Here is a 23,561-nt window from a genome sequence, read left to right as displayed (position 1 = left end):
GTCCGACCGCGCCGGTTATTGCCATCTTCCCTCATTTGCCGCCGTGCAGCATTCCGATGTCGTGCAGCCATTGCCGCACCTGTTGCGGCCATCGCGTCGTGATCGGGTTGGCGGTCGGTCGCAAGCCAAAGGCATGACCCCCCTTGGCATATAGGCGCATATCGACCGGAACGCCGGCGTCGTTGAGGGCCAGCGCATATGCCATCGCTTCGCGGACATCGTCGACGGGGTCGTTCATCGCGTGGATAATCAGGGTCGGCGGCGCGTTGGGACTGATCTTCACCCACGGTCTGAGTTCAAGGCTGTTCTTCCCCTTGCTGTCATCGAGCATGCGCGCGCCATAGGCGACAATGGCGAAGTCCGGTCGCGGTGACTGATGATCCGCCGCATCGGTCAGCGGGTAGGTCCGTTCTTCGGTATTGCTCATGTTGGTGACGAGGTAAGCGCCGGCCGAAAACCCGATCACGCCGATTCTGCGAGGGTCGATCGCGTAGCGGGCCGCGTGCTGCCGAAGCAGCCCCATCGCGCGCTGAGCGTCCTCCAGCCCCAGCAGCACCGCCGGCCGCTGCTGATGCCCATCCACCTTCGGCCACACCTGGGGCGTGCGGTACTTCAGCATCGCACAGGTCATGCCCTGGCGGGTCACCCAATCGCAGATTTCGGTGCCTTCGAGATCGGTGGCGACGGCGTAGAATCCGCCGCCCGGCAGAACCAGCATCGCCGTGCCAGTATTTCGGCCAATGGGTTTATAGATCGTCATCGTCGGCCTGGTCACATAGCTGGCCCAGTGCCATTTTCTTCCCCCCACAAGGGGCGACCCGTTGCCGGTCGCTTCGGGATGATCGCCAGTGTCGGGCTTCGCGAGTGCCATGTTCGCTGGCCATAGTGGAACCTGGGTGCCGCCCCGCGTCGGCTGCCACACGCCTTCGCGTTCGACTTTCGGCACCTCCTGGCTCGCCTGGCCACAGGCCGCCCCTGCAATTCCAAGGGCGAGAAAGAGCGTGGAAGCGATGAGCCAGGGACGCGACACTTGGTTTTCCTCAGTTAACCGATGATGCCTCAGGAACTCAGAAATGCGGCGAGCGAGGCTGCATCGATCGCGCAATGTCCGCCATATAATGGGTGCCATTCCGTCCTGACGCCCCGACCCCGCGCCAGTTGGGCAAGTCGCTCGGTGCCCTCGAAATTTCCATAGGCGTCATAGAGACCGTTGGAGAGATAGAGCGCTGGGGAACCCGGACCGGCCCGCGCGATAAGGTCGAGGGGCGAGATGCGACGCCACTCGGCATCGCTGGCGACATAGTGCCGCGCCATCAGCCAGACGCCGAACACAGTCTTCGGGTCAGCGCCGGTGCGCTCCATCGACGCACGGATGCTAGACAGCGAGGCGAACGGCGACGATTGATAGACGCCGGGGCAAAGGGCCGCGATTTTGGCGAACCGATCAGGGTAGGAGAGACCGGCCACGAGAACGTTCAGCCCGCCCATCGATTCACCTAACAACAGGCGGCGACGTGGATGTCCGATCTTGGCCTCGATCGCCGGCAGGCTGGCCATCAATTGCTCGAGCAACCCGCTGTCCGGTTTGGCGCCCTTGGGTGTGAGCAGCCAGGTCGGTCCGTAAGACAGCGTGACGACCGTGGGCGGCAGCGTCCCGTTGCGCTCCCATTCCGACTGCAACATGGCGGTGAAATAGGTGTCGTCGTTCCAGACGTGCTCGTCCAGCCGCCGGCCGTGCAGATGATAGACGATGTCGCCGGTGGTGCCCCGACGGTCCCGATAGACGCAGTAGCGCAGCGGACCGTTGGTGCCGCAATGCTGCACGGCGGGCCGGAACGCAACCTTTTGAGCGCCGCGCGGTCGCGAGATCTGCGTCCATGCGTAAAAAGCCAAACCGGCGACCAAGACCGCCGCCAGCCATTGGCGAGATCGGCGCCCGAGCACCGATGATGCCACACGGCGAAGCTTTTCGCGGGGTTCGGTCCCGGACATGCCGATCAGGCCAGTACGACCGAAAGCCGTTGATCGCTCAGCGGTGTGATCGGTTGTTCAGCTATGCCGGCAACGGGCGGCACCGGGTCTGTCATCAGCTTCGGTAGCGCCAGAATGCTTAGTGTATAGCCGATGATGGCACTGCCGCCGTAACCGACGACCGGCGTCGGATATGTGCCGAAGGCCGCCGCGAGAATCAGGGCAAGCCAGGCAGCACCGAACACGGCGAACGTCGCGCGCTTCGCCGGATCGCGATAGTAGCCGGCAATCGCGGGAAACAGCAGGAGGACGGATCCGCCCGAAGCCGCCGCGCCAGCCGCCCAGTGGACGCGGAGAGCCGAGAGGAGAATCCCGTCAACATAGGGCGCCTCCGGCAGCGCGTCGGCGCGGGCAAGCGTTACGGCGAAGCCAGCGACGCTTGCCGCGAAGGCCGAGATCACAAACCTGTCCGGGCGCATCACCATGAGCACAGCAAGACCCGCCGCGAGCATCCCGGCCATTGCTCGATCCGGCTGGATCGCCAGTGCCGCGGCGGCCACGACCATGCCCATTGTCGAAGTCCGGTTGCGCTCTCGCGCGAACGCCACGAGCATGAAAGGCAGCAGGATGAGGCTCGGCTGGACCGATACGCCGCTCAAGCTCACCCAGCGTCCAATGCCGTCGACCTTGTCTCCGAGCAGCGGGGTCGCCAGCAGCGCGCCCGCCATGGCCGCGATCGTGCGAGCGCCGCATATTCGTCCCGAGACCCCAGCACCGGGAAAAAGCGCCAGCATCGCCAGCCCGACAAACAGCGCGCCGAGATTGATGCCGAGGTAGCGCGTCGGCGCACCCGCGATTGCCATGTAAACCACGCCAAGCGCGACGGCGCCGATCAGCGCCGCGGAAGGATGGAGCAGGCGGGGCGTAACCGCGCTCGGCAGAAGCCCGCGCGCGCTTTGGAGCGCGAACAACAGGGCTTGGCTATCGTCAGGAATGGCGGCGGTCTCGCAGCGGATCGCCCATCCCCAGGATCGTAACGCCGGCGGGAGTGTCGCCTGCAGCACACGACAGGTGAAATCGGCAAGCCCGCGCCGAACGCCGCCGCTCATGACAGCGCCTCCCTAGGCTTCGCGGCTGCCGGAGTCGGCCGGTCAGGAGGATTGGCGCGGGCGAATTGCACCCCGCTTGCGGTCAACCGATAGGCGTGCCGAGGCGGCCGGCCAGGCTCAACAGGCTGTTGCCACTCGGCCTGAAGATAGCCTTGCGCTTCCAGGCGGATCAGGAGCGGGTAAAGCGTACCCGATTTAACCTGTGCCCGCCGTGCCAGCTCATAGCCGTGGGACCATCGCTCGCCAGCGTCGACCAGGGCCGCAAGGACCGTTCGGGCGGCGGGTGAGAGAGAACGTGTTCGGGACATGGCGCATAACTCTATCTAGGTAGAGTTAATGTCAAGCCTTTAGCGCCGCGATGCGAGCGATGCGGCTTGCCGCGGGCGATGCGCGCTTCGGCGATTTCCGCCTGTGGCATGATCGCAACGGCGATGGCCTGGTCGATCCCGGCGAAGTGTTGGAACTGGCCGCCGCCGGCGTGGGCGCGATCGAGCTCAAGGCGCAGGCGGTGGCGGGCGAGGCGCGCTTCGGCGATGTCGTCGCGATCCAGCGCGGGCGCTATCAGCGCACCGATGGCAGCTATATGGACCTGCTCGACGCGGCGCTCACCTATTTCTCGGGCGCCGCGAGCGGGCCGCCGGTCGCGTTGCGCTTCGGTGCGCGCGACCTGGATGGCGACAACGGCCAATATCTGCTGACCTATGAACGCGGCGCGGTCACGCTCAATCGGCGCGGGCGGGTTCCCGTGTCGGAGCTGATCGGGCCCGCGACGCTGATGCGCTTCCGCAACACCTGGGTGGGGATGTTGAGCGCGCTGGTGATCGATCTCGACGGCAATGGCCTGTCGCTTGCCGATCGCGACACTTCGGGAGCTTCGTTCGACATGAATGGCGATGGCGTTTTGGACCGGACCGGGTGGACCGCGCGGGGCGATGGCCTGCTCGTGATCGATCGCAATGGCGACGGCCGCATCACCGATGCGAGCGAGTTGTCGCTGCTCACCGCCACGCCGGGCGCACGCAATGCGAGCGAGGCGCTGATCGCCTTCGACATGAACGGCGACGGCGTGCTCGATGCCCGCGACGCGCGCTTCGGCGAACTCGCGGTGTGGCGCGACTTGAACGGCAATGGCGTGTCCGAGGCGGGCGAGCTGATGACGCTCGAGGCGCTGGGCATCACCGCGATCGACCTCAACCTGCGCTATCGCGCCGGCGCGGCGGGGCTGGGCGGCAATGTCACGCTGTCGCTCGGCGGCTGCCGCCGGCGCGACGGCAGCGGCGGCAGCTTTGGCGAGGTAGCACTCGCCTTCACCCCGGGCGCGGGGCGGACCGCGCCCGTGAGTGCCTCGGCGGTGCCGGCGACGCCCGCCGATCGCCCGATCGTCGTCGTCTCGCCGTCCCCCGCGCCCGAGCCCGCGCCCGCGCCTGATGCGACAATTGGCGAGCCGGTCGCGACGCGCGCCGGGGCGCCGCGCTCGCCCGAAGCCGCGGCGGTTTCGCCAAGCGCCGGGGTGATGCCGGCCTCCGCGGCCGACCGACCGATGGTCGCGGACGGTCGGCTCGAGCGCCCCGTGCGGGTCGATGAAGTTGCGGATGTCCAGCCCGATGTGCCCGTTCAACCGGCCCCCGAGCTCGTCTGGGCGCCCGAACTCGTGGGCGGTCCCGCGCTGACCGTCGTCGCATCGCCGGTCGCGGAGCTGGCGCCCCCCGCGCCGCTCCCCGGCGAAACGCCGGTGGAGCAGCCGCGCGGCGAGCAGCACCGCGTGCCGACACCGCCCGCCGAGTTGGTGTGGGCGCCCGAACTGACCGGCGGCGGCCCCGCCTGGGTGACCGTGACGCTCGACGAGCTGATCGCGGCGAGCCAACCCGACCCGCTCCCCGGCGACCTGCCGCCGGCCGCGATCATGCCCAACCGCCACGGCGACTTGCTGCTCCAGAGCATGGCGAGCTTCGGCGCCACCGCGACCAGCGACGCGCTGGCACGGTTGCGGCCGGAGGATCGGCCGCTCGCCGATCTCTCGGCGGCGACGCGGAGCGGAATGGCGGGCTGATCCGGCGACGGCCGGGCGCGTGGTGCAAGGGCGAAAAATCGCTCCGAGCCCAATGTTGGGAAAGCGAGGCGGGCTGGAAGCGCCCGCCTCGCCAAATGTCACAGGATCAGATCGGTGCTGGCGATCTGGCCGTTCACGTAAAGGACGAAATCGGCCACGCCATCGCCGTTAACGTCGGCACGGATCGTCGTGGTGTTGGTGGTCGTGCTGTAGCTGCGCGTCAGCTGCCCCGAAACCCCGGTGAACGAGGCCACCAGCGTGAACGCCTGGTCTCCGGTCACATTGGTCCGCGCGTCGATCCGCGATAGGTCGATCCGGTCGCTTCCCGAGGTGAAATCGAAGATGCGATCGATCGCGGTGGGCGACGAGTCCGAGAGCTGATCGAACAGGAAGGTATCCGCCCCGGTGCCGCCATAGAGCGAGTCCGCGCCGGCATTGCCATCGATCACGTCATTGCCAGCGCCGCCGCGGATCGTGTTGGCGGCTTCGTTGCCGATGATCGTGTCCGCGCCCGACCCGCCGATCGCATTCTCGATGGTGACGCCCACCGCGATCGCGACATTGCCGATCAGCCCGCCGACATTGGAGAAATTGCCGTCGTTCAGATCGATCCGCTGGTTCTGGGTATAGCCCGAAAAGTCGAACGTGTCGTTGCCGCCGGCGTCCCATACCGCGAAAATCACCGGCGTGGTCGCCGACGTGGCCGAGTAATAGTCGCGGCCCGTGGTCGAGTTGAAGCCGTAAACGTCGTTGCCAGTGCGCGTGGTGGTATTGGCCCCGTAGAGACGCTGGATCGCGGCGATATCGTCGAGCAGCGGCGCGGCCGAGTAATAGCCGCCATTATTACCGCCCGTGTTCGCCTCCGACCAATAGCTCATGATCGTGTACTGCCGCGTATCCTCATAATAGACGGCGCTGTTGGCATAGGTCGGGGTGCCGTTGCCGGCGTTATAGTCGCCCGGATGATTGAGGCCGAGCGCGTGGCCGATCTCGTGCGTCACCGTCTGGCGGCCATAGTTGAGATTGGCCGGGCTGACATTGTAGCTGAGGGAGCTGTTGATCCACACATCGCCGCCGATCCCGGTGCCGGGGAAATAGGCGAAGGCGGCGGCGCCCGCCGCGCCCGTCGCGTAATTGCCGAACAGGATCTGGGCGGAATTGCTGTAGCCGTCGGCGTTGCTCACCCGGCTGAAGGTGATGCGCGCGACATCGGACCAGCTTTGCAGCGCGCGCTCGGCCTGGGTGATCTGGGTCGCGTTGAAGCGGCTGAAACCGGCGGTGTCGTCCGGCATCGTCGTCGGCGCGGTGGAGCGGAAGGCATAGGTGACGCTCGCCGCCTGGCCCAGCACGCCCGAGCCGTTCCAGGTGATGTTGTTCCGCCCGATCTGCGCCCCGGCCTCGGCGTTGGTGAGCGACGGCTTGTTGTTCGGCCCGACGCCGCCCCGCTGATCCTCGTTCAGCGCGGCGAAGCCGGTGACCCCGCCGCCCGCGCCACCGCCACGCCCTGGCGCGGCGAAACCGAACAATGTATCGGCGTGAAACGTGCCAGAATCGATCGTCGCAAATCCCATATTATTGGCGAGCGATCCTGAAAAGCCGTTCAGCTGGCCGAAACCAGCGTCAAACGAAAAGTTATAGTCTTGATCAGTTCCGATCAATCTAGCAGGTCTCATATACAGCTCCACATGGTTAGGACGACAACGATGCTCCTTGGACCTCAGGTTAATCGCATTGTAATTAAGGACCGGAAGGGATTATCGCGTCGCCATTGTGAAGGGATCATAATGAGCCTTATGGTGGCAATCATCGATCAGCCGCTCATGGCACGAGGAGCCGAAATGCAAGACGAAACGCCCCGAATTAGCGCCAGCCTGCGGCTCGCCGAACCCAAAGAGATTGCCGGCATGTGGAAAATCAGTGGTTCAGGTCGATCGGATTGCCTTTTACGATTGGAGGCGAAACGAATTGATTCGGTAAATGCGTATAGCCTGAGCGATCCTTCGGGCTGTTTGACCGCGCTCGTCGGCACCGCGATCGCCGGCTGGCGCCCGTCGCCGGAGGGCATCGAACTGGCGGGGAGCGACCGTCTCACGGTGTTGCTGTTCGCCTATGGCGACAACGGCGCGGCACAGGCGACGGCGGCGGACGGCACGCTGCTCCTGCTGACACGGGTAAAATAGGTTTTTCCGATGCCATGAAAAACCGTTCTTATTTCACCTGGTGTGCCAATAATGATATTAAACCTAAGGTAAAGCGACGATGAACTTCAAATTCATCTAGACTTATCGCGCGTTACCCAATTAAAGAAACGAGCTTATGTCTTCGCCCGCTTTGGAGTATTTTCATGAATAACGCTCCCGCGGCCGATGTCATGAGAGTCGCGCTGCGCCAGTGCCGAAGGCATTTGCTGGCGGCGGGGTTGTTCAGTGCGCTGATCAATCTGCTCTATATCGCGCCGACGCTCTACATGCTGCAGGTTTATGACCGTGTCGTCCCGACCCAGGGGTTGCGGACGCTGCTGTTCCTCACCCTCGCGCTGTTGTTCGCGCTGGCGACATTGGCGTTGCTCGATCGGGTGCGCAGCCGCTTGCTGGTGCGCGCGGGCGTGCAGCTCGATCGGACGCTCGCGCCGCTGATCCTCGATGCGGCGATCGAGCGGCCCGATCTGCCGATCGCGCGCCAGGCGCTGCGCGAGTTCGATACGGTCCGCGGGGCGCTCACCGGCGGCGCCGCGCTCGCCTTGTTCGACGCGCCCTGGTTTCCGCTCTACATTCTGGTCTGCTTCCTGGTGCATCCATGGATCGGGCTGGTGGCGCTCATCGGCTGCACCGCGCTGCCGCTGCTTGCCTGGGCGACCGAGCGCGCGATCCGCCAGCGGCTCGACCGTGCGCAGGCGAGCGCCGCCGCCTCCTACGCCAACCAGGACGTGCTGCTCGCCGCGAGCGACAGCGTGCGCGCGCTCGGGATGCGCCGGGCGATGGTGGCGCGGCAGCGCCGCCAGCGGGGGGCGATGCTGATCGCCCAGACCGAGGCGAGCTTCGCGGCGAGCGGCTATCTCACCGTCACCAAATTCACCCGGCTCGCGTTGCAATCGCTGGCGCTGGGGCTGGGGGCGTTGCTCGCGGTGGACAATCTGATCTCGGCCGGCGCGATCTTCGCCGCGTCCTTCCTGATCGCCCGGGCGCTGGCGCCGATCGAGCAGCTGGTCGGCACGTGGAAAACGATCGTCCAGGCGCGGCAGAGCTACCGCGCGATCGCCACGCTGGTCGAAGGCGCCGCCGCCACGGGCGAGCCGACCCGGCTGCCCCGCCCGCGCGGGGCGGTGACGCTCGATGGCGTGACGATCCTGAACGACACCCGCGACGGCGCGATCCTGAACGGCATCGCGCTGCGGATCGAACCCGGCGAGGTGGTGGCGGTGATCGGGCCGAGTGGGGCGGGCAAATCGACCCTGGCGCGCGCCATCGCCGGCGCCCAGCGTCCCGATCGCGGCGCGGTGCGCTTCGACGGCGCGGATGCGCGCGACTGGAATGCCGAGGAGCTGGCCACGCATATCGGCTATCTGCCGCAGGACGCGGTGCTGTTCGCCGGCACGGTCGCCGAAAACATCGCCCGGTTCGAGGGCGAGCTTGGCACGCCGCGCGCGGCGATCGACGCGGGGGTGGTCGCCGCCGCCGAGAAGGTGGGCGCGGACGCGCTGATCCGCGCGCTGCGGGGCGGCTATGATCATGAGCTGAAGCTGGGCGGGCGCGGCGTTTCGGCGGGGCAGGCGCAGCGTATCGGCCTGGCGCGCGCGTTCTACGGCGATCCGGCGGTGCTGATCCTCGATGAGCCCAACGCGCATCTCGATCAGGAAGGCGATCAAGCGCTGATCGCCGCGATCGCCGCCGCCAAGGCGGAAAAGCGCACCGTGCTGGTGGTGTCGCACAAGCTGGGCATCCTGCCCGTGATCGACCGGATCCTGGTGCTGCGCGACGGGCGAGTCGAGATGTACGGCCCGCGCGACGAGGTGTTGGCCAAGATCATGCCCCAGAATTTGCGTCCCGTGCCGGCGACCCGGGAGGCGGCGCGATGAACGCGACGATGCTTGCCCCGACGGACGCACCCGATTTCGACCTTCCCGCCGTCGCCGATCCGGGGCGCGAGATCAGGACGGGCACGATCGCCGCGCTGCTGTTCTTCGTGCTGTTCCTCGGCTGGGCGGCGATCGCCCGGCTCGATGCCGCGGCCTTCGCGCCCGGGCAGCTCGCCGTATCGGGCCAACGGCAGACGGTGCAGCACCGTGACGGCGGCGTGGTCGCGCGGATTCTGGTGCATGAAGGCCAGCGCGTGGCGCGCGGCCAGCTGCTGATCGAGCTTGGCGGCGCGGAGGTGCGCGCGCAGGAACGCGCGCTCGCGGCGCAGGCGATCCGCCTGCTGGCGCAGCGCGCCCGGCTGGAGGCCGAGCAGCTGGGCGCGCAGCGGATCGTGCCGCCGGCGCAATTCGCGTCCCTTACCCAGGAGGATCGGCGCGAGGCCGAGCTCGCCCTGAAGCTTCAGCAGACCGAGTTGACCGCGCGTGCCGCCGTGCTCGCCGCGCAGCGCGGGGCGTTGGGCGAGCGCGCGGGCCAGTCCGCCGAACAGGGGCGCGGCTATGGCGAACAGGCGGCGGCGGCGCGCGAACAGCTGCAATTGATCGACCAGCAGATCGCGATGATGCGGCCGCTCGCCGAAAAGGGCTTCGTCTCGAAGACGCGGATGCGCGAGCTGGAGCGCGCCCGGGCCGAGGTGCAGGGGCAGGGCGGCCAATTCAGCGCGAGCGTCGCGCAGATGCAGGGCGCCCGGCGCGAAAGCGCGCTCCAGGCGCTCGAAGCCGAGCGTAGCTTCCGCGAGCGGATCGCCGCCGATCTGCGCGAGGTCGAGGTGCGGCTGGGCGAGGTGATGCCGAAATGGGTCGCCGCGCGCGACCAGCTCGCGCGCACCGCCATCCTCGCCCCGGCGACGGGGGCGGTGGTGGGACTGTCCGTGTTCACCCCCGGCGGGGTGATCGCGCCGGGGCAGAAGCTGATGGACATCGTGCCCGAACGCGCGCCGCTGGTGATCCAGGCGCGCTTCCTGCCCGACGAAGCGGATGACCTGGCGGTGGGGCAGATCGCCCAGGTGAAGCTGACCGGCCTGCATGAGCGCAACCTGCCCGATCTGCGTGGCCGGCTGACGCATCTTTCCGCCGATAGTTTCACCGACGAGAAGAGCGGGCAAAGCTTCTTCACCGCCGAAATCACGGTTCCTTATGATCAGCTGCGGCTGATTCGAAACGTGCGCGGGCCGCGCTTCGCCTTGCGCGCCGGGATGCCGGTGCAGGTGCTGATCCCGCTGCGCCCGCGCACCGCGCTCGACTATGCGCTCGAGCCGCTCGTCGGCAGTTTCTGGGCGTCGTTCCGCGAGCATTGAGGGCGGGCACTCGATCGTCCCGGGCGAGCAACCGAAGCGGCCCGAGCGAGAATGGCGTCAGCCCGCGAACGGGCAGGGCCGGCGCGCGCGAAGGCGATTGACGGTTGGGCACCCCCGGCAGCTATGGTGGCCCGATGAGATATGGGGTGCGATCGGTCGGCTTCCTCGCCCTGCTGGCGCCGGCCGCGCTGGCGGCGCCGTCGTCCCCGCCACCACCACCACCGCTACGACCACCAACGGCGCCGATCGAGCAGCCGGGCGATGTGCCGATCACGATCGGCTTTGGCCGCGATCTGCCCTCGCGGGTGCTGGGCGGGACGCGGCGGATCAATGTGCATGTGCCCGAAGGCGCCGATCAGCCGGGGAGTCGCCCCGTGGTCCTCGTGCTGCTGGACGGGGGCGTGAAGGAGGATTTCCTCCACATCGCCGGGCTGACCGACCTGATCGGCGCCTATGGCGCGGGGCCGCGGATCGTCGTGATCGGGATCGAGGGGGTCGATCGCCGCCACGACCTGACCTCCCCGTCGTCGGTGCCTTCGGATGTGAAGGCCGCGCCGACGTCGGGCGGCGCCGATGCCTATCGGCGCTTCCTGGCCGAGGAACTGAGGCCTTGGATCGACACGCGCTTTCCGGGGCATGGGCGCGTCGCGCTGATCGGTGAATCGCTCGCCGGCCTCTTCACGCTCGAAACTTGCCTCAAGGGAGGTGCGGGCTTCGACGACTTCATCGCGGTGAGCCCGAGCCTGTGGTGGAACGATGGCGGCCTCGTCCGCGCGGCGCCCGCTCTGCTCCGCGCGAAGGGCGCGGCTGATCGGCGGTTGTGGATCGGCTTCGACACGCCTGCGCCGCCACCGAATCTGGCCAGGCGGGAACGCGCGCTGCAGGACGCGCTGGTCGGTGCGCTGCGCGCCGCGCCAAAGGGCATGGTTTGGAGCGCGCGGCGGCTGCGGGAGGGGCACGCGACCGTTTATCACCCGGCCGCGCTGAAGGCGTTGCGCCAGCTCTACCCGGCCGCTCCTTAGGGCGATGTCGAGGCAGGCGGAGTCACCTGCCGGCTTGGAAATCGCGTGGGAGTGGGCTGGCGCCGATCCGGCGAAGCTGAAACCGACTCTAGCCGCATCGGCGGGCGGTGCCGTGGCCGAACAGCGTCGAGCGGGCCGCCTTCGTAACCGTTGACGGAAAAGACCAACGGAACATAATAGGAACATATGAGCGAGTCGCTGCGCCTCGTCCGGCATCGGATCGGCTTGATCGAACGTCACGCCACGGCGGCGGTCCCGCCCGCCCACGCGCTCGCCCCGTCGCTCGTGGCGACCGGGCATGGGGCGATCGACCAGGCGCTTGGCGGCGGGGTGATGCGCGGACGGGTGCATGAGGTGCTCGGCGAGAATGGAGAGGCGGGCAGCGCTTCGGGCTTCGCGGCGCTCCTCGCCCGGCTGATCGGGGGCGAGATGCTGTGGCTGGGCGAGGAAGCGGCCTGGCGCGGGGCGGGCGCGCTTTGCCCCGCCGGGCTCGCCGCGATCGGGCTCGATCCGGCGCGGCTGATCGTCGGCGTGCTGCCCGATGCGGTGGCGGTGCTGCGCGCGGCGGTGGACGGGTTGCGCTGCCCGGCGCTGGGCGGGGTGGTGATCGCGCTGGCGGGCGATCCGCGCGCGCTCGATCTCACCGCGAGCCGCCGGCTGGCGCTGGCGGCGGAGGCGCATGGGGTAACCGCGATCCTGCTGCGGCTGGGCGGCCAGGCGACGCCCAATGCCGCGCAGACGCGCTGGCGGGTGGCGGCGGCGCCCTCGCTGCCGCGCGCCACCAATGCTCCCGGCGATCCGGCCTGGGAGGTGGAATTGCTTCGCCAGCGCGGGCGCCCCGATGGCGGCCGCTGGCGCGTGGAGTGGGACAGTGAGCAGGGACGATTATGCGATCGGCACGAAACCGGCGGGGCGGCGCTTCCTGGCGCTGTGGCTGCCCTTCCTGTCGACCGACCGGCTCGTCCGCGCGCAACCTTGCGCCAGGCGGGATGATGGCCCGCTCGTCCTGACCGACCGCCAGCGCGGCGCGATCCGGCTGGTCGCCTGCGATGCCGAGGCGCTGTCGCTCGGCCTGTCCCCCGGGATGACGCTGGCCGACGCGCGGGCGCGGGTGCCGGCGCTGATCGCGGTGGAGGCCGATCCCGCCGCCGACCGCCACTGGCTGGAACGCATCGCCGATGCGTGCGACCGCTTCACCCCGCTGGTCGAGACCGAGCCGCCCGATGGCCTGGTGCTCGACATGACCGGCTGCCTGCATCTCCACGCGAGCGAGGCGGATTTGATCGCCGCGGTGGAGGCGGCGATGCGGCGCTGGGCGAGCCGGTTGCGGCTGGCGATGGCGGCGACGCCCGAGGGCGCGCGCGCGCTCGCCCGGTTCCAGTCCGCCCCGGCGCGCGACGAGGCGGCGGCGCTGCGCCGCCTGCCGGTCGCCGCGCTCGAACTCGAGGCGGAGGCCGAGCGGGCGTTGCGCCGCGCGGGGCTGAAGACGCTGGGCGATCTCGCCGATCGCCCCTCGGCCCCGCTCGCCGCGCGGTTCGGGGCCGAGGCGACCGACCGGCTCGACCGCGTGCTGGGGCGCAGCGACAGCCGGATCACGCCGCGCCGCGCGCTGCCCGCGCTGATGCTCGAACGCCGCTTCGCCGAGCCGATCACCACCGCCGACACGGCGATGGCGGTGATCGGCGATCTGGCGGGCGCTGCGGCGGGGGTGCTGGAGGAGCGCTGCCGGGGCGGGCGCCGCTTCGTCGCGCGGCTCTATCGCAGCGACGGGCATGTGATCGATCTGGCGGTCGAAAGCGGGCTGCCGCTGCGCGATCCGGCGCGCATCCAGCGCCTGTTCGAGGAGCGGGTGGGGGCGCTTGCCGATCCGATCGATCCCGGCTTCGGGTTCGACATGATCCGGTTGGCGGTGCCGCGCGACGAGCCGCTGGCGGCGGCGCAGCTCGCATTGGAAGGGGGCGCCGCGCGCGAGGAGGCGGTGGCGGCCCTGATCGACCGGCTGAGCACCCGCGTCGGGCGCCGCCGCGTCCGCCGCTTCGTGCCGCGCGACAGCCATTTGCCCGAACAGGAATCGCTCGCGCTGCCCGCGATCGACCTGCCCGATCCCGCCCCCTGGCCGCCGGCCGAAGCGGGTGAGCCGCCGCCGCGCCCGATCCATCTGTTCGATCCGCCCCAGCCGATCGAGGTGATCGCGGGCCTGCCCGATGGCCCGCCCCAGCGCTTCCGCTGGCGGCGCACGCTGCACGAGGTGCTCCGCGCCGAAGGGCCGGAGCGGATCGGCGCGCAGTGGTGGCGGCGTCCGCCGGGCGATCCGGGGCTGACGCGCGATTATTACCGGGTGGAGGATGTGCGCGGCCGCCGCTTCTGGCTGTTCCGCCACGGCCTGTACGGCGATGAATGCGCCGATCCGCGCTGGTACATGCACGGCCTGTTCGCATGAGCGACGCGCGCTCGGAGACCTGCGATCCCCGTATCGTCCGCCTGGTCCGCGCGGACCCGGCGGACCCGCGCGCGGACATGGCCCCGCCGCCTTTCGCCGAACTGGTCGCCGCGACCCATTTCTCGTTCCTGCGCGGCGCCTCGCACCCCGCCGATCTGATCCTGCGCGCGGTCGATCTGGGGCTGGCGGGCATCGGCATCGCCGATCGCAACACCGTGGCGGGCGTCGTCCGCGCGTGGAGCGCGCTGAAGCGGGTGCGCGAGGCGCAGGCCGAAAGCGGCGATCCGCGCCCGTTGCCGCGCTTCGTCGTCGGCGCGCGGCTGGTGTTCGCGGATGGCACGCCCGACATCGTCGCCTATCCGGTCGATCGCGCCGGCTGGGGGCGGCTGACCCGGCTGCTCACCACCGGCAATCTGCGCGCCGAAAAGGGCGATTGCATCCTGCGGCTCGCCGATCTGCTCGCCTTTCAGCAGGGGTTGCAGCTGATCGTGCTGCCCGAAACCACCGCGACGCCGCAGCGCCTTCGCCCCAACCCGGTGGCGCATGACAGCGCCGATCCGGTGCCGCCGCTCGCGCTGGTCCAGCCCGAGGGGCTGGCGGTGCTGCTCGCCCGGTTGGGACGGATCGCGCCCGGCCGGGTGTGGCTCGGCGCGGCGCTGCACCGGCGCGGGCGTGACGCGCAGCGGCTCGCGACGCTCGCGGCGCTGGCGGCGCAGGCGGGCGTGCCGCTGATCGCCACCAACGACGCGCTCTACGCCGCCCCGCACGAGCGCGCGCTGCACGATGTGCTCACCTGCATCCGCGAAGGCGTGACGATCGCCGAGGCGGGCCGCCGGCTGCAGGCGAACGCCGAGCGCCATCTGAAGCCGCCCGCCGAAATCGCCCGCCTGTTCGCCGATCACCCCCAGGCGCTGGCGGAGACGATCCGCTTTGTGGAGGGGATCGCCTTCGATCTCGGCCAGCTCGCTTATGAATATCCGCACGAGCCGGTGCCGGCGGGGTGGGAACCCCAGGCCTGGCTGGAGCATATCGTGCTGGCGGCCGCGCATGAGCGCTATGGGCCAAATCTGAACCCCGATGTCCGCCGCCGGCTGGACGAGGAATTCGCGCTGATCCGCCAGCAGAATTTCGCCTGCTATTTCCTGACGGTGCACGATCTGGTGGCGTTCGCGCGCCGGCAGGCGCCGCCGATCCTGTGCCAGGGGCGGGGGAGCGCGGCCAATTCGATCGTCTGCTTCCTGCTCGGCGTCACCTCGGTCGATCCGAGCGAGCATGACCTGCTCTTTTCGCGCTTCGTCTCCGAGGAGCGCGGCGAGCCGCCCGACATCGATGTCGATTTCGAGCACGAACGGCGCGAGGAGGTGATGCAATATGTCTATCGCCGCTATGGCCGCCACCGCGCCGCCATCGCCGCGACCGTGATCCATTACCGCCCGCGCAGCGCGGTGCGCGAGATCGGCAAGGCGCTGGGGCTGAGCGAGGACATCACCGCGCGCATCGTTGCGACGGTGTGGGGCAGCTTCGGGCGGGAGATGCCCGAACAGCGCTTCGCCGATGCGGGCTTCGATCCCGACGCGCCCGAGATACGCCGGCTGATCGAGCTGACCCAGCAGCTGCTCGCCGCGCCGTTCCCGCGCCATCTGTCGCAGCATGTCGGCGGCTTCATCCTCACCCAGGACCGGCTGGACGAGACGGTGCCGCTGCACAACGCCGCGATGGCCGACCGCACCTTCGCCGAATGGGACAAGGACGATATCGACGCGCTCGGCATCATGAAGGTCGATGTGCTCGCGCTCGGGATGCTGAGCTGCATCCGCCGCGCCTTCGCGCTGATGGCGGCGCACGGGCTGGGCGAACAGACGCTGGAAATCGACATCAAGGCCGACGACCCCGCCGTTTACGCGATGCTGGAAAAGGGCGACAGCATCGGCGTGTTCCAAGTGGAAAGCCGGGCGCAGATGAACATGCTCCCCCGGCTGAAACCGCGCTCGCTCTATGACCTGACGGTGCAGGTGGCGATCGTGCGCCCGGGGCCGATCGAGGGTGACATGGTCCACCCCTATCTGCGCCGCCGCGCCGGGCTGGAGCAGCCGGACTATCCCTCGCCCGGGCCGGGGCATAATCCCAACGAACTGAAGGAGCTGCTCGGCCGCACCTATGGCGTGCCGATCTTCCAGGAACAGGCGATGAAGCTCGCCATCACCGCCGCCGGCTTCACCCCGTCGGAGGCGAACCAGCTTCGCCGCGCGATGGCGACTTTCCGCAACCGCGGCGGCATCGACAAATTCGCCGAAAAGATGATCGGCGGCATGGTGGCGCGCGGCTATGATCGCGCCTTCGCCGAGCGTTGCTACAAGCAGATCGAGGGGTTCGGCAGCTATGGCTTTCCCGAAAGCCACGCGCTTTCCTTCGCGCGGCTGGTCTATGTCTCGGCGTGGATCAAATGCCACCATCCCGGCATCTTCGCCTGCGCGCTGCTCAATTCGCAGCCGATGGGCTTTTACGCCCCGGCCCAGATCGTTCGTGACGCGCAGGCGCATGGCGTGGCGGTGCGGCCGATCGACATCAACCATAGCGGCTGGGATTCGCACATGGAGCCCGATGCGGACGGGCGGCTCGCGCTGCGGCTGGGGCTGCGCCAGATCGACGGGTTCCGCGCCGACTGGGCCGATCGGCTGGTCGCGGCGCGCGCGGCCGGGCGCTTCGGCGCGACCGAGGATCTCGCCCGCCGCGCCGATCTGCCCGCGCGGGCGCTGCGCCTGCTCGCCGATGCCGATGCGTTCGGCTCGCTCGGGATGCGCCGGCGCGAGGCGCTGTGGGAGGCGCGGCGCACGCCCCCGGGGGAATTGCCGCTATTCGCCGCCGCCCGCGCGCGCGAACTGGGCACCGAGCCCGCGCTCACCCTGCCGCCGATGCCGATGAGCGAGGAAGTGGCGACCGATTATCAAAGCTTCCGCCTGTCGCTGAAGGACCATCCGATGACCTTCATCCGCCCGGTGCTGGCGGCGGAAGGGGTGCTGACCTGCGCCGAGACCAGCGCGGCCAAGGCCGGTGCCTATGTTCGCACCGCCGGCGTGGTGCTGGTCCGCCAGCGACCGGGCAAGGGCAACGCCATCTTCATCACCCTGGAGGACGAGACCGGCATCACCAACGTGCTGCTGTGGGCGCGGCTGTTCGAGCGCTTCCGCCGCGCGGTGATGGCGTCGCGGCTGATGCTGGTCGGCGGCGCGGTGCAGCGCAGCCGCGAGGGCGTCGTCCACCTGATGGCGAGCCGGGTCGAGGATCGCAGCGACCTGCTCGGCCTGCTCGCCGAGGAAGCGCCGCGCCCGCCGCTCTGCCCGGTGGACGAGGTGGCGCGCCCGGTGGCGCAGAACCGCCACCCGCGCGACGTGCGCATCCTGCCGGGATCGCGCGATTTCCACTGATCGCGCGCGCCAGCGGCCATCACGTCTTGCTCCGCGCCCGTGCCCGTGCCTAAGGCGGCGCCATGCTCGCGGCGCTCGCCCATGTTCGCAACTGGATCTTCGATCTGGACAACACGCTGTACCCCGCCAGCGTCAACCTGTTCCCGCAGATCGACGCCCGCATCGGCCGCTATGTCGCCGACAAGCTCGCTTTGCCGCTCGACCAGGCGCACGCGCTGCAGAAGCGCTATTTCCATGAGCAGGGCACCACGCTCGCCGGGCTGATGGCCGAGCATGGCGTCGATCCGCACGACTATCTGGGCTTCGTCCACGATGTCGAGATGGACGTGCTCGAGCATGACGCCCCGCTCGTCGCCGCGATCGCGCGGCTGCCGGGGCGCAAGCTGATCTTCACCAATGGCGACGCGCCCTATGCGCGCAAGGTGCTTGGGCGCTTGGGCCTGGGCGAGGCGTTCGAGGCGATCCACGACATCCACGCGACCAACTATGTCCCCAAGCCCCAGCCGCAAATCTATCGCGGCCTATGCGAGGCCTATGATCTCGCGCCGCAAGAGTCGCTGTTCGTCGAGGACATGGCGCGCAACCTGGCGCCGGCCAAGGCGATCGGGATGACGACCGTGTGGGTGAACAACGGTTCGGAGCAAGGCCCCGGCCCGGCGCATGACTATATCGATTACACCGTCACCGATCTCGCGCGGTGGCTGCATCAGGTGATGGAGGACGCATGAGCGATTTGGAAACCGCGATCGAACGCGCCTGGGACGCGCGCGACAGCCTGAGCGCCGATACCGAGGGCGAGGCGCGCGATGCCGTCGAACAAGCGCTGTCCCTGCTCGACAGCGGCGCCGCGCGGGTCGCCGAGCCCGATGGGGAGGGCTGGCGCGTCAACCAGTGGCTCAAGAAGGCGGTGCTCCTCTCCTTCCGCCTGAACGACATGGCCGAGATCGCCGGCGGCCCCGGCGGCGCGAACTGGTGGGACAAGGTGCCGAGCAAATTCGCCGGCTGGGGCGCGGGGGAGTTCCGCCAGGCGGGATTCCGCGCGGTGCCGGGAGCGATCGTCCGCCGCGGCGCGTTCATCGGCAAGGGCGCGGTGCTGATGCCGAGCTTCGTCAACATCGGCGCCCATGTCGGTGAGGGAACGATGGTCGATACCTGGGCCACGGTCGGCAGCTGCGCGCAGATCGGCGCGAACGTCCATATCTCGGGCGGCGCCGGGATCGGCGGCGTGCTCGAACCGCTCCAGGCCGGCCCCGTCATCATCGGCGACGGCGCGTTCATCGGCGCGCGCGCCGAAGTCGCCGAGGGCGTGCGCGTCGGCGAGGGCGCGGTGCTTTCGATGGGCGTTTATCTCGGCGCCTCGACCAAGATCATCGACCGCGCGACCGGCGAAGTCCATCGCGGCGTCGTGCCGCCCTATGCGGTCGTCGTCCCCGGTTCGATCGGCGGGGGAGAGGGGAAGCCGGCGCTCTACTGCGCGGTGATCGTCAAGCAGGTCGACGCGCAGACCCGCGCCAAGACCGGCATCAACGAATTGCTGCGCGACTGATGCGTATACGCGTGTTTCCGTTGCCCCGCCTTGCCCCGCGCCGCACCGCGCTGCGCCGCGCGGGTTTGGCGCTGCTCGGCGCGGTCCCCGCGCTGCTCGGCGCTGCCCCGCCGGGGCCGCCGCTGCCGATCACGCGCGCCGTCGCGGTAGCCGAATACCCGCACGACACCGGCGCCTATACCGAAGGCCTGTTCATCGATCGCGGCGAGCTGTGGGAATCCACCGGCGAGGTCGGCCATTCCTCGGTCCGCCAGGTCGAGCTGAAGACCGGCCGCGTGCTGCGCCAGGTTGCGGTGCCGCGCCCCTATTTCGGCGAGGGGATCGTGCCGTGGCGCGACCAGATCCTGAGCCTGACGTGGCAGCACCATCGCGGCTTCCGCTGGTCGCGCGCCGGGCTCAAGCGGCTGGGAACGTTCGGTTATTCCGGCGAGGGCTGGGCGCTGACCAGCGACGGCACCCGCCTGATCATGTCCGACGGCACCCCCGAGTTGCGCTTCATCGACCCCGCCAGCTTCAAGGAGCTGGGCCGGGTGCGGGTAACCGCGAACGGCCAGCCGGTGCCGCGCCTGAACGAGCTGGAATATGTGAACGGCGAAGTGCTCGCCAATGTGTGGCTCACCGACCTGATCGTGAAGATCGACCCCGCGACCGGCGCGGTAACCGGCGTGATCGACCTAAGCGACCTCCACGCCAAGGCGGGAACCGACGGCCGCGACGATGTGGCGAACGGGATCGCCTGGGATGGGGTCGCTAAGAAGCTGTACGTGACGGGGAAGAGGTGGCCGGTTTTGTTTGAGGTGGGGGTTTGAAGGGGGGGGCTGCTGTCAGAGCGGCTTGTCCGGCTGAAATGAGGCCGGTTGAAGTCACGCAGTCAGCACGCTTGTACACTTTGGTTGAGCAGGTAAATCTCAGGAGTTATCCCAATAGTCGGGGGAGATTTTACCCTCCCCCGACTTATCTCAAGCTGCCTTCGCGACAGGCTGAAGATGGCGAATCTGACGGAAGTTGTGCTCCGAAGCGTCAGTCAACGCTTTATAAGCGATAGAACCGGAATCCTTCGCGCCGCCCGCAAAGCTATAACCGCCATCGTTGGTTTGCTTAACAGCAATCCCAATCCAATGACCGCCCTTCTTCCAGTCCACGCCATCAAGCTTAGCTAGGAGACCGTCAGCAACGTTCTCCAGCATAGTAGTGTCCATCACCTGTGGGTCGCAAACCGGTTTACCGAGGGCTCCAAGCGCTGCCCAAATCGCTGGGGAACTTGCGACGTAGTTTTCCCGATCCTGCATATAGGGGCCGACCTTCTCGATCAGTCGACCAAACCAAATCTGGGTTCGCCGCGCAAAATCTTCCTCGGAGATCCCTTCGGGAAGCGAAGCTTGTGGCATTTGAACGCCTCCGATCCCGTGAGCGAAGCACGCGGTTGCCGTTCGCAGGAACGAGGCTGTTGCCACATGATCCTTCCCCTTCTGCGGCATCTGACGCGACCGCCAAAGTATCTTGCCGCGGACGTTAGTGTCGGCTTCTTCAAGCTTCCGAATTGCCGTGATAAACGGATCACGAGTATCCATTGCCATAGCGACCCCTACAGCCGCCCGACGCTGGAACGCGTTGCGATCATGGAAGCACTGACGGGCGTGTTCTACGGGCTTGCCGTGAGTGATTGTAACGATCACTGGCATTGCCTTGGTTTCGATATCGCTGTTGGCCGCAAGAAAACGAGCAGCCAACTGCGTTTCTCCATCGAAGGGAACCGCGACCAAGTCGTAGGGCCACAGAATTTTATTTTTACCCTGATGGAGCGGGAGCTTTTTTGGACTGTATAGATCAATTGTCGGTGTATCGCCGTTTGCTCCCCCTTTGAGGCGGATGATATAATCCGAATAGCTGACGGCATTGTCCTTCTTACCTTTGTCAAATGCACGCTGAATTTCTTCGTGCAGCTTAAAATATTCAGACAGGGTGGAGTTGGACTCGCGGAGCTTTGGATTCGATGCCAACATCGGATTCGTCACTAGCCGCTCCAATCTTGAAAACGGCATGACGGCAACAAACCGGTTCTCGTCAACATACAAGCCTGAAACGACCTGTCCGTAAGACTCAGTGTCATCCCAATTAATTGTTTCCTCAGTAACCATCTTCAGGTCCTTTTCATGGTTGGACCCTCGAACCGTTTTGCCTTATAAAAGCTGGTGTCCGGGCGCTTTGAAAGGCGTTCGAGGGGCCGACTGTTTAATCAGTCGGCCCCGTCCATATACATAACCGCGGATAAGACGGCAATACCCGCGGCTGCGTTTGTCACTACCGCGGTGATAGCTTTCGTATGCCGCGGAACTTATTGGAAATTCCGCGGGTTGCGGTAGGTCTGCTAAGGCTTTCTCATCCACATGTTTTTGTACCCGCGGGTACTGCAGCGACGTTATTTTAGCTCCACTCTGAGCGTCGCTTACCCGATTCGTTCTCCTCGAGTCCCAAGCGCACCACCTTCAGGAAGAATTGATGCGGCGTTTGCATGTTGTGATAGGGCAATGCGTCTCCAACACCCCAGCCACTCCAACCCCCCCGCCACCCCCCGCCTAGGCAACCTTCGCAACCTTCCCCCACCCTCGACAATCCCCGCACCACCCCCTATCGCCGCCGCAAAACAGGGGAGTAGCCATGCCCAAGGCCAGCAAAGTTCTCGATCGCGTGCTCGTGCTCGAAATGGTGCGCGTCACCGAGGCGGCCGCGATCGCCGCCGCCAAGCTCATCGGTCGCGGGGACGAAAAGGCCGCCGATGCCGCCGCGGTCGAGGCGATGCGCGAGGCGCTCAACGGGCTCTACATGGACGGCACCGTCGTGATCGGCGAGGGCGAGCGCGACGAGGCGCCGATGCTCTATATCGGCGAGAAAGTGGGCTCGGCGATCGGCAAGGGGCCGGCGATCGACATCGCGCTCGATCCGCTGGAGGGCACGACGATCACCGCCAAGGCCGGGCCGAACGCGCTCGCGGTGCTGGCGATCGCCGAGCAGGGGTGCCTGCTCAACGCGCCCGACGTCTATATGGAGAAGATGGCGATCGGCCCCGGCTATCCGGCCGATCTGATCGATCTCGACGCCCCGATCGCGACCACGATCAAGAAGCTCGCCAAGGCCAAGGGGGTGAAAGCCAAGGACATCATGGCGTGCGTGCTCGATCGCCCCCGCCACGAAAAGCTGATCAAGGAACTGCGCAAGCTCGGCTGCGGCATCACCCTCATCCCCGATGGCGACGTGGCGGGCGTGATCGCGACGACCAATCCGGAGACGGGGATCGACATCTATATCGGCCAGGGCGGCGCGCCCGAGGGCGTGCTCGCGGCGGCGGCTTTGCGCTGCGTCGGCGGGCAGTTCAAGGGCCGGCTGGTGTTCCGCAACGATGACGAGCGCGCGCGGGCGCGCAAATGGGGCATCGCCGATCTCGACAAGCAATATGATCTGAAGGAACTCGCGCGCGGCGACTGCATCTTCGCGGCGACGGGCGTCACCGATGGCTCGCTGCTCGCGGGCGTGAAGCGGCAGGGGACGCGGCTGACGACCGACAGCGTGGTGATGCGCGCGAGCTCGGGCACGGTGCGCTGGGTGAAAGGCGAGCACCGGCTGGGGTGACGCTGGAGGTTCAGAGCCGCTCCAAAGCCGCGGCGATGTGCTGGGCGAAGCGGTGCGCGGTCACCGAGGCGCCCGGCGCCTCGATCAGCGCGATCTCGGTGTCGGCGAGCGCGGGGAGAGCGATGTCGGCGCCGACCGGCTTCAGCCCCGGCGGGCACATCTCGCGTGGCAGCACCGCGACGCCGAGCCCCGCGCGCACCGCCGCCTGCGTGCCCGCGAGCGAGGTCGAGGTATAGGCGATCCGCCAGCGCCGTCCCTGCCCCTCCAGCGCCGCGACCGCGCGGCTGCGATAGACGCACGGATCGGGCGAGACGATCAGCGGCAGCGGTCCCTCGGCGGGCACCGAGAGCGCATCGCGCGCGACCCAGATCAGCGGTTCGCGCCACACCCGCATCCCCTCCACGACGACGCCCGGCTCGCGCTTCAGCAAGACGAGGTCGAACCCGCCGCCGCGGAACTTGGCCTGGAGATTGAGCGTCAGGTCGCAGGTCACCTCCAGCTCGACCTTGGGGTGCGCGTCGGTGAACTCGGCGAGCACCGTCGGCAGATGCGCGGTCGCGAAATCCTCGGGCACGCCGAGGCGGACGAGCCCCGCCACCTCGGGCTCGGTCAGTTCGGCGAGCGCGGCGTCGTTCAGCCGCAGCATCGCCCGGGCATGGTGGAGCAAGGTCTGCCCCTCGCTCGTCAGCCGCAGGTGGCGCGGGGTGCGCTCGAACACCGGCCGGCCGCCGAGCGAGTCCTCCAGCCGCTTGATCTGCAGCGAAACCGTCGACTGGGTGCGGCCGAGCAGCGCGCCCGCGCGGGTGAAGCCGCCGCAATCGGCGACGGTGACGAAAGCGCGCAGGAGGTCGAGGTCGAGCGTACGGTGCGGCATATCACCATTGTGATTATCAATCGATAAGATTGCAACTACTCGTTTTGCAAATGATCCTCCAATCGTC

The 23,561-nt window shown here is 67.9% G+C and carries 19 protein-coding genes; 12 read left to right on the top strand and 7 right to left on the bottom strand.

Annotation, left to right across the window (positions count from 1 at the left end; translation table 11 throughout):
• Nucleotides 1-31 precede the first annotated feature (31 nt).
• The 4 genes from K2X73_RS02295 to K2X73_RS02280 are packed head-to-tail and all read right to left on the bottom strand — an operon-like array spanning nucleotide 32 to nucleotide 3,388.
• A complete protein-coding gene (locus tag K2X73_RS02295; protein ID WP_294108206.1) occupies nucleotides 32-1,030 on the bottom strand; it encodes an alpha/beta hydrolase in 999 nt (332 codons plus the stop codon).
• 29 nt (nucleotides 1,031-1,059) lie between these two features.
• Nucleotides 1,060-1,992 (bottom strand): alpha/beta hydrolase-fold protein, encoded by a 933-nt coding sequence (locus K2X73_RS02290; RefSeq protein WP_294108205.1) that lies wholly within the window; start codon nucleotides 1,990-1,992, stop codon nucleotides 1,060-1,062.
• A 5-nt stretch (nucleotides 1,993-1,997) separates the two neighbouring features.
• Nucleotides 1,998-3,080, bottom strand: coding sequence for a hypothetical protein (locus K2X73_RS02285; RefSeq protein WP_294108204.1), 1,083 nt, complete (start codon nucleotides 3,078-3,080; stop codon nucleotides 1,998-2,000).
• On the bottom strand, nucleotides 3,077-3,388 hold the full coding sequence (locus K2X73_RS02280; protein ID WP_294108203.1) for a PadR family transcriptional regulator: 312 nt from the start codon (nucleotides 3,386-3,388) through the stop codon (nucleotides 3,077-3,079). Before K2X73_RS02280 ends, K2X73_RS02285 begins: the two co-directional genes overlap by 4 nt.
• 50 nt (nucleotides 3,389-3,438) lie before the next feature.
• Between K2X73_RS02280 and K2X73_RS02275 the strand changes: the two genes are divergently transcribed.
• On the top strand, nucleotides 3,439-5,130 hold the full coding sequence (locus K2X73_RS02275) for a hypothetical protein (RefSeq protein WP_294108202.1): 1,692 nt from the start codon (nucleotides 3,439-3,441) through the stop codon (nucleotides 5,128-5,130).
• A gap of 98 nt (nucleotides 5,131-5,228) precedes the next feature.
• On the opposite strand, the gene K2X73_RS02270 is transcribed toward K2X73_RS02275, so the two are convergent.
• Entirely contained in the window at nucleotides 5,229-6,788 is a 1,560-nt protein-coding gene (locus K2X73_RS02270) for a serralysin family metalloprotease (protein ID WP_294108201.1), read from the bottom strand.
• A gap of 138 nt (nucleotides 6,789-6,926) precedes the next feature.
• On the opposite strand from K2X73_RS02270, the gene K2X73_RS02265 reads away from it, so the two are divergent.
• From K2X73_RS02265 to K2X73_RS02220, 10 genes are all read left to right on the top strand, one after another.
• The gene (locus K2X73_RS02265; protein WP_294108200.1) at nucleotides 6,927-7,310 is read left to right on the top strand and encodes an AprI/Inh family metalloprotease inhibitor; all 384 of its coding nucleotides are present in this window, start codon (nucleotides 6,927-6,929) and stop codon (nucleotides 7,308-7,310) included.
• A 164-nt stretch (nucleotides 7,311-7,474) separates the two neighbouring features.
• Nucleotides 7,475-9,205, top strand: coding sequence for a type I secretion system permease/ATPase (locus K2X73_RS02260; RefSeq protein ID WP_294108199.1), 1,731 nt, complete (start codon nucleotides 7,475-7,477; stop codon nucleotides 9,203-9,205).
• The gene (locus tag K2X73_RS02255) at nucleotides 9,202-10,560 is read left to right on the top strand and encodes an HlyD family type I secretion periplasmic adaptor subunit (RefSeq protein ID WP_294108198.1); all 1,359 of its coding nucleotides are present in this window, start codon (nucleotides 9,202-9,204) and stop codon (nucleotides 10,558-10,560) included. Before K2X73_RS02260 ends, K2X73_RS02255 begins: the two co-directional genes overlap by 4 nt.
• Nucleotides 10,561-10,694: 134 nt before the next feature.
• On the top strand, nucleotides 10,695-11,582 hold the full coding sequence (locus K2X73_RS02250) for an alpha/beta hydrolase-fold protein (protein WP_294108197.1): 888 nt from the start codon (nucleotides 10,695-10,697) through the stop codon (nucleotides 11,580-11,582).
• A 186-nt stretch (nucleotides 11,583-11,768) separates the two neighbouring features.
• Nucleotides 11,769-12,575, top strand: a complete 807-nt coding sequence (locus tag K2X73_RS02245; protein WP_294108196.1) for a hypothetical protein — start codon at nucleotides 11,769-11,771, stop codon at nucleotides 12,573-12,575.
• Nucleotides 12,475-14,022: a DNA polymerase Y family protein gene (locus tag K2X73_RS02240; protein ID WP_294108217.1), complete on the top strand. Its 1,548-nt coding sequence runs from the start codon at nucleotides 12,475-12,477 to the stop codon at nucleotides 14,020-14,022. The genes K2X73_RS02245 and K2X73_RS02240 overlap by 101 nt, the downstream gene beginning before the upstream one ends.
• Nucleotides 14,023-14,099: 77 nt before the next feature.
• A complete protein-coding gene (locus tag K2X73_RS02235; protein ID WP_294108216.1) occupies nucleotides 14,100-17,447 on the top strand; it encodes an error-prone DNA polymerase in 3,348 nt (1,115 codons plus the stop codon).
• A 62-nt stretch (nucleotides 17,448-17,509) separates the two neighbouring features.
• Nucleotides 17,510-18,175 (top strand): pyrimidine 5'-nucleotidase, encoded by a 666-nt coding sequence (locus K2X73_RS02230; RefSeq protein WP_294108195.1) that lies wholly within the window; start codon nucleotides 17,510-17,512, stop codon nucleotides 18,173-18,175.
• On the top strand, nucleotides 18,172-18,993 hold the full coding sequence (dapD, locus tag K2X73_RS02225; RefSeq protein WP_294108194.1) for a 2,3,4,5-tetrahydropyridine-2,6-dicarboxylate N-succinyltransferase: 822 nt from the start codon (nucleotides 18,172-18,174) through the stop codon (nucleotides 18,991-18,993). Before K2X73_RS02230 ends, dapD begins: the two co-directional genes overlap by 4 nt.
• Nucleotides 18,993-19,802 (top strand): glutaminyl-peptide cyclotransferase, encoded by an 810-nt coding sequence (locus K2X73_RS02220; RefSeq protein ID WP_294108193.1) that lies wholly within the window; start codon nucleotides 18,993-18,995, stop codon nucleotides 19,800-19,802. The genes dapD and K2X73_RS02220 overlap by 1 nt, the downstream gene beginning before the upstream one ends.
• A gap of 150 nt (nucleotides 19,803-19,952) precedes the next feature.
• Here K2X73_RS02220 and K2X73_RS02215 read toward each other — a convergent pair whose 3' ends face one another.
• The gene (locus tag K2X73_RS02215) at nucleotides 19,953-21,131 is read right to left on the bottom strand and encodes a DNA sulfur modification protein DndB (RefSeq protein WP_294108192.1); all 1,179 of its coding nucleotides are present in this window, start codon (nucleotides 21,129-21,131) and stop codon (nucleotides 19,953-19,955) included.
• Nucleotides 21,132-21,651: 520 nt separating this feature from the next.
• Between K2X73_RS02215 and glpX the strand changes: the two genes are divergently transcribed.
• Nucleotides 21,652-22,620, top strand: a complete 969-nt coding sequence (gene glpX, locus K2X73_RS02210; RefSeq protein WP_294108191.1) for a class II fructose-bisphosphatase — start codon at nucleotides 21,652-21,654, stop codon at nucleotides 22,618-22,620.
• Between the two features lie 10 nt (nucleotides 22,621-22,630).
• Here glpX and K2X73_RS02205 read toward each other — a convergent pair whose 3' ends face one another.
• Nucleotides 22,631-23,494, bottom strand: coding sequence for a LysR substrate-binding domain-containing protein (locus tag K2X73_RS02205; RefSeq protein ID WP_294108190.1), 864 nt, complete (start codon nucleotides 23,492-23,494; stop codon nucleotides 22,631-22,633).
• Nucleotides 23,495-23,561: the final 67 nt, after the last annotated feature.

The organism is Sphingomonas sp. (genome assembly GCF_019746665.1).
Lineage (GTDB): Bacteria > Pseudomonadota > Alphaproteobacteria > Sphingomonadales > Sphingomonadaceae > Sphingomonas.
This window is presented reverse-complemented; position numbering and strand designations above follow the sequence as displayed.

Coding starts and splice junctions, on each gene's coding strand:
- K2X73_RS02235 (WP_294108216.1), top strand. CDS start 14,100: ATGGCCCCGCCGCCTTTCGCCGAACTGGTCGCCGCGACCCATTTCTCG.
- K2X73_RS02215 (WP_294108192.1), bottom strand. CDS start 21,131: ATGGTTACTGAGGAAACAATTAATTGGGATGACACTGAGTCTTACGGA.
- K2X73_RS02285 (WP_294108204.1), bottom strand. CDS start 3,080: ATGAGCGGCGGCGTTCGGCGCGGGCTTGCCGATTTCACCTGTCGTGTG.
- K2X73_RS02250 (WP_294108197.1), top strand. CDS start 10,695: ATGAGATATGGGGTGCGATCGGTCGGCTTCCTCGCCCTGCTGGCGCCG.
- K2X73_RS02290 (WP_294108205.1), bottom strand. CDS start 1,992: ATGTCCGGGACCGAACCCCGCGAAAAGCTTCGCCGTGTGGCATCATCG.
- K2X73_RS02245 (WP_294108196.1), top strand. CDS start 11,769: ATGAGCGAGTCGCTGCGCCTCGTCCGGCATCGGATCGGCTTGATCGAA.
- K2X73_RS02205 (WP_294108190.1), bottom strand. CDS start 23,494: ATGCCGCACCGTACGCTCGACCTCGACCTCCTGCGCGCTTTCGTCACC.
- K2X73_RS02230 (WP_294108195.1), top strand. CDS start 17,510: ATGCTCGCGGCGCTCGCCCATGTTCGCAACTGGATCTTCGATCTGGAC.
- K2X73_RS02275 (WP_294108202.1), top strand. CDS start 3,439: ATGCGAGCGATGCGGCTTGCCGCGGGCGATGCGCGCTTCGGCGATTTC.
- K2X73_RS02220 (WP_294108193.1), top strand. CDS start 18,993: ATGCGTATACGCGTGTTTCCGTTGCCCCGCCTTGCCCCGCGCCGCACC.
- glpX (WP_294108191.1), top strand. CDS start 21,652: ATGCCCAAGGCCAGCAAAGTTCTCGATCGCGTGCTCGTGCTCGAAATG.
- dapD (WP_294108194.1), top strand. CDS start 18,172: ATGAGCGATTTGGAAACCGCGATCGAACGCGCCTGGGACGCGCGCGAC.
- K2X73_RS02280 (WP_294108203.1), bottom strand. CDS start 3,388: ATGTCCCGAACACGTTCTCTCTCACCCGCCGCCCGAACGGTCCTTGCG.
- K2X73_RS02260 (WP_294108199.1), top strand. CDS start 7,475: ATGAATAACGCTCCCGCGGCCGATGTCATGAGAGTCGCGCTGCGCCAG.
- K2X73_RS02255 (WP_294108198.1), top strand. CDS start 9,202: ATGAACGCGACGATGCTTGCCCCGACGGACGCACCCGATTTCGACCTT.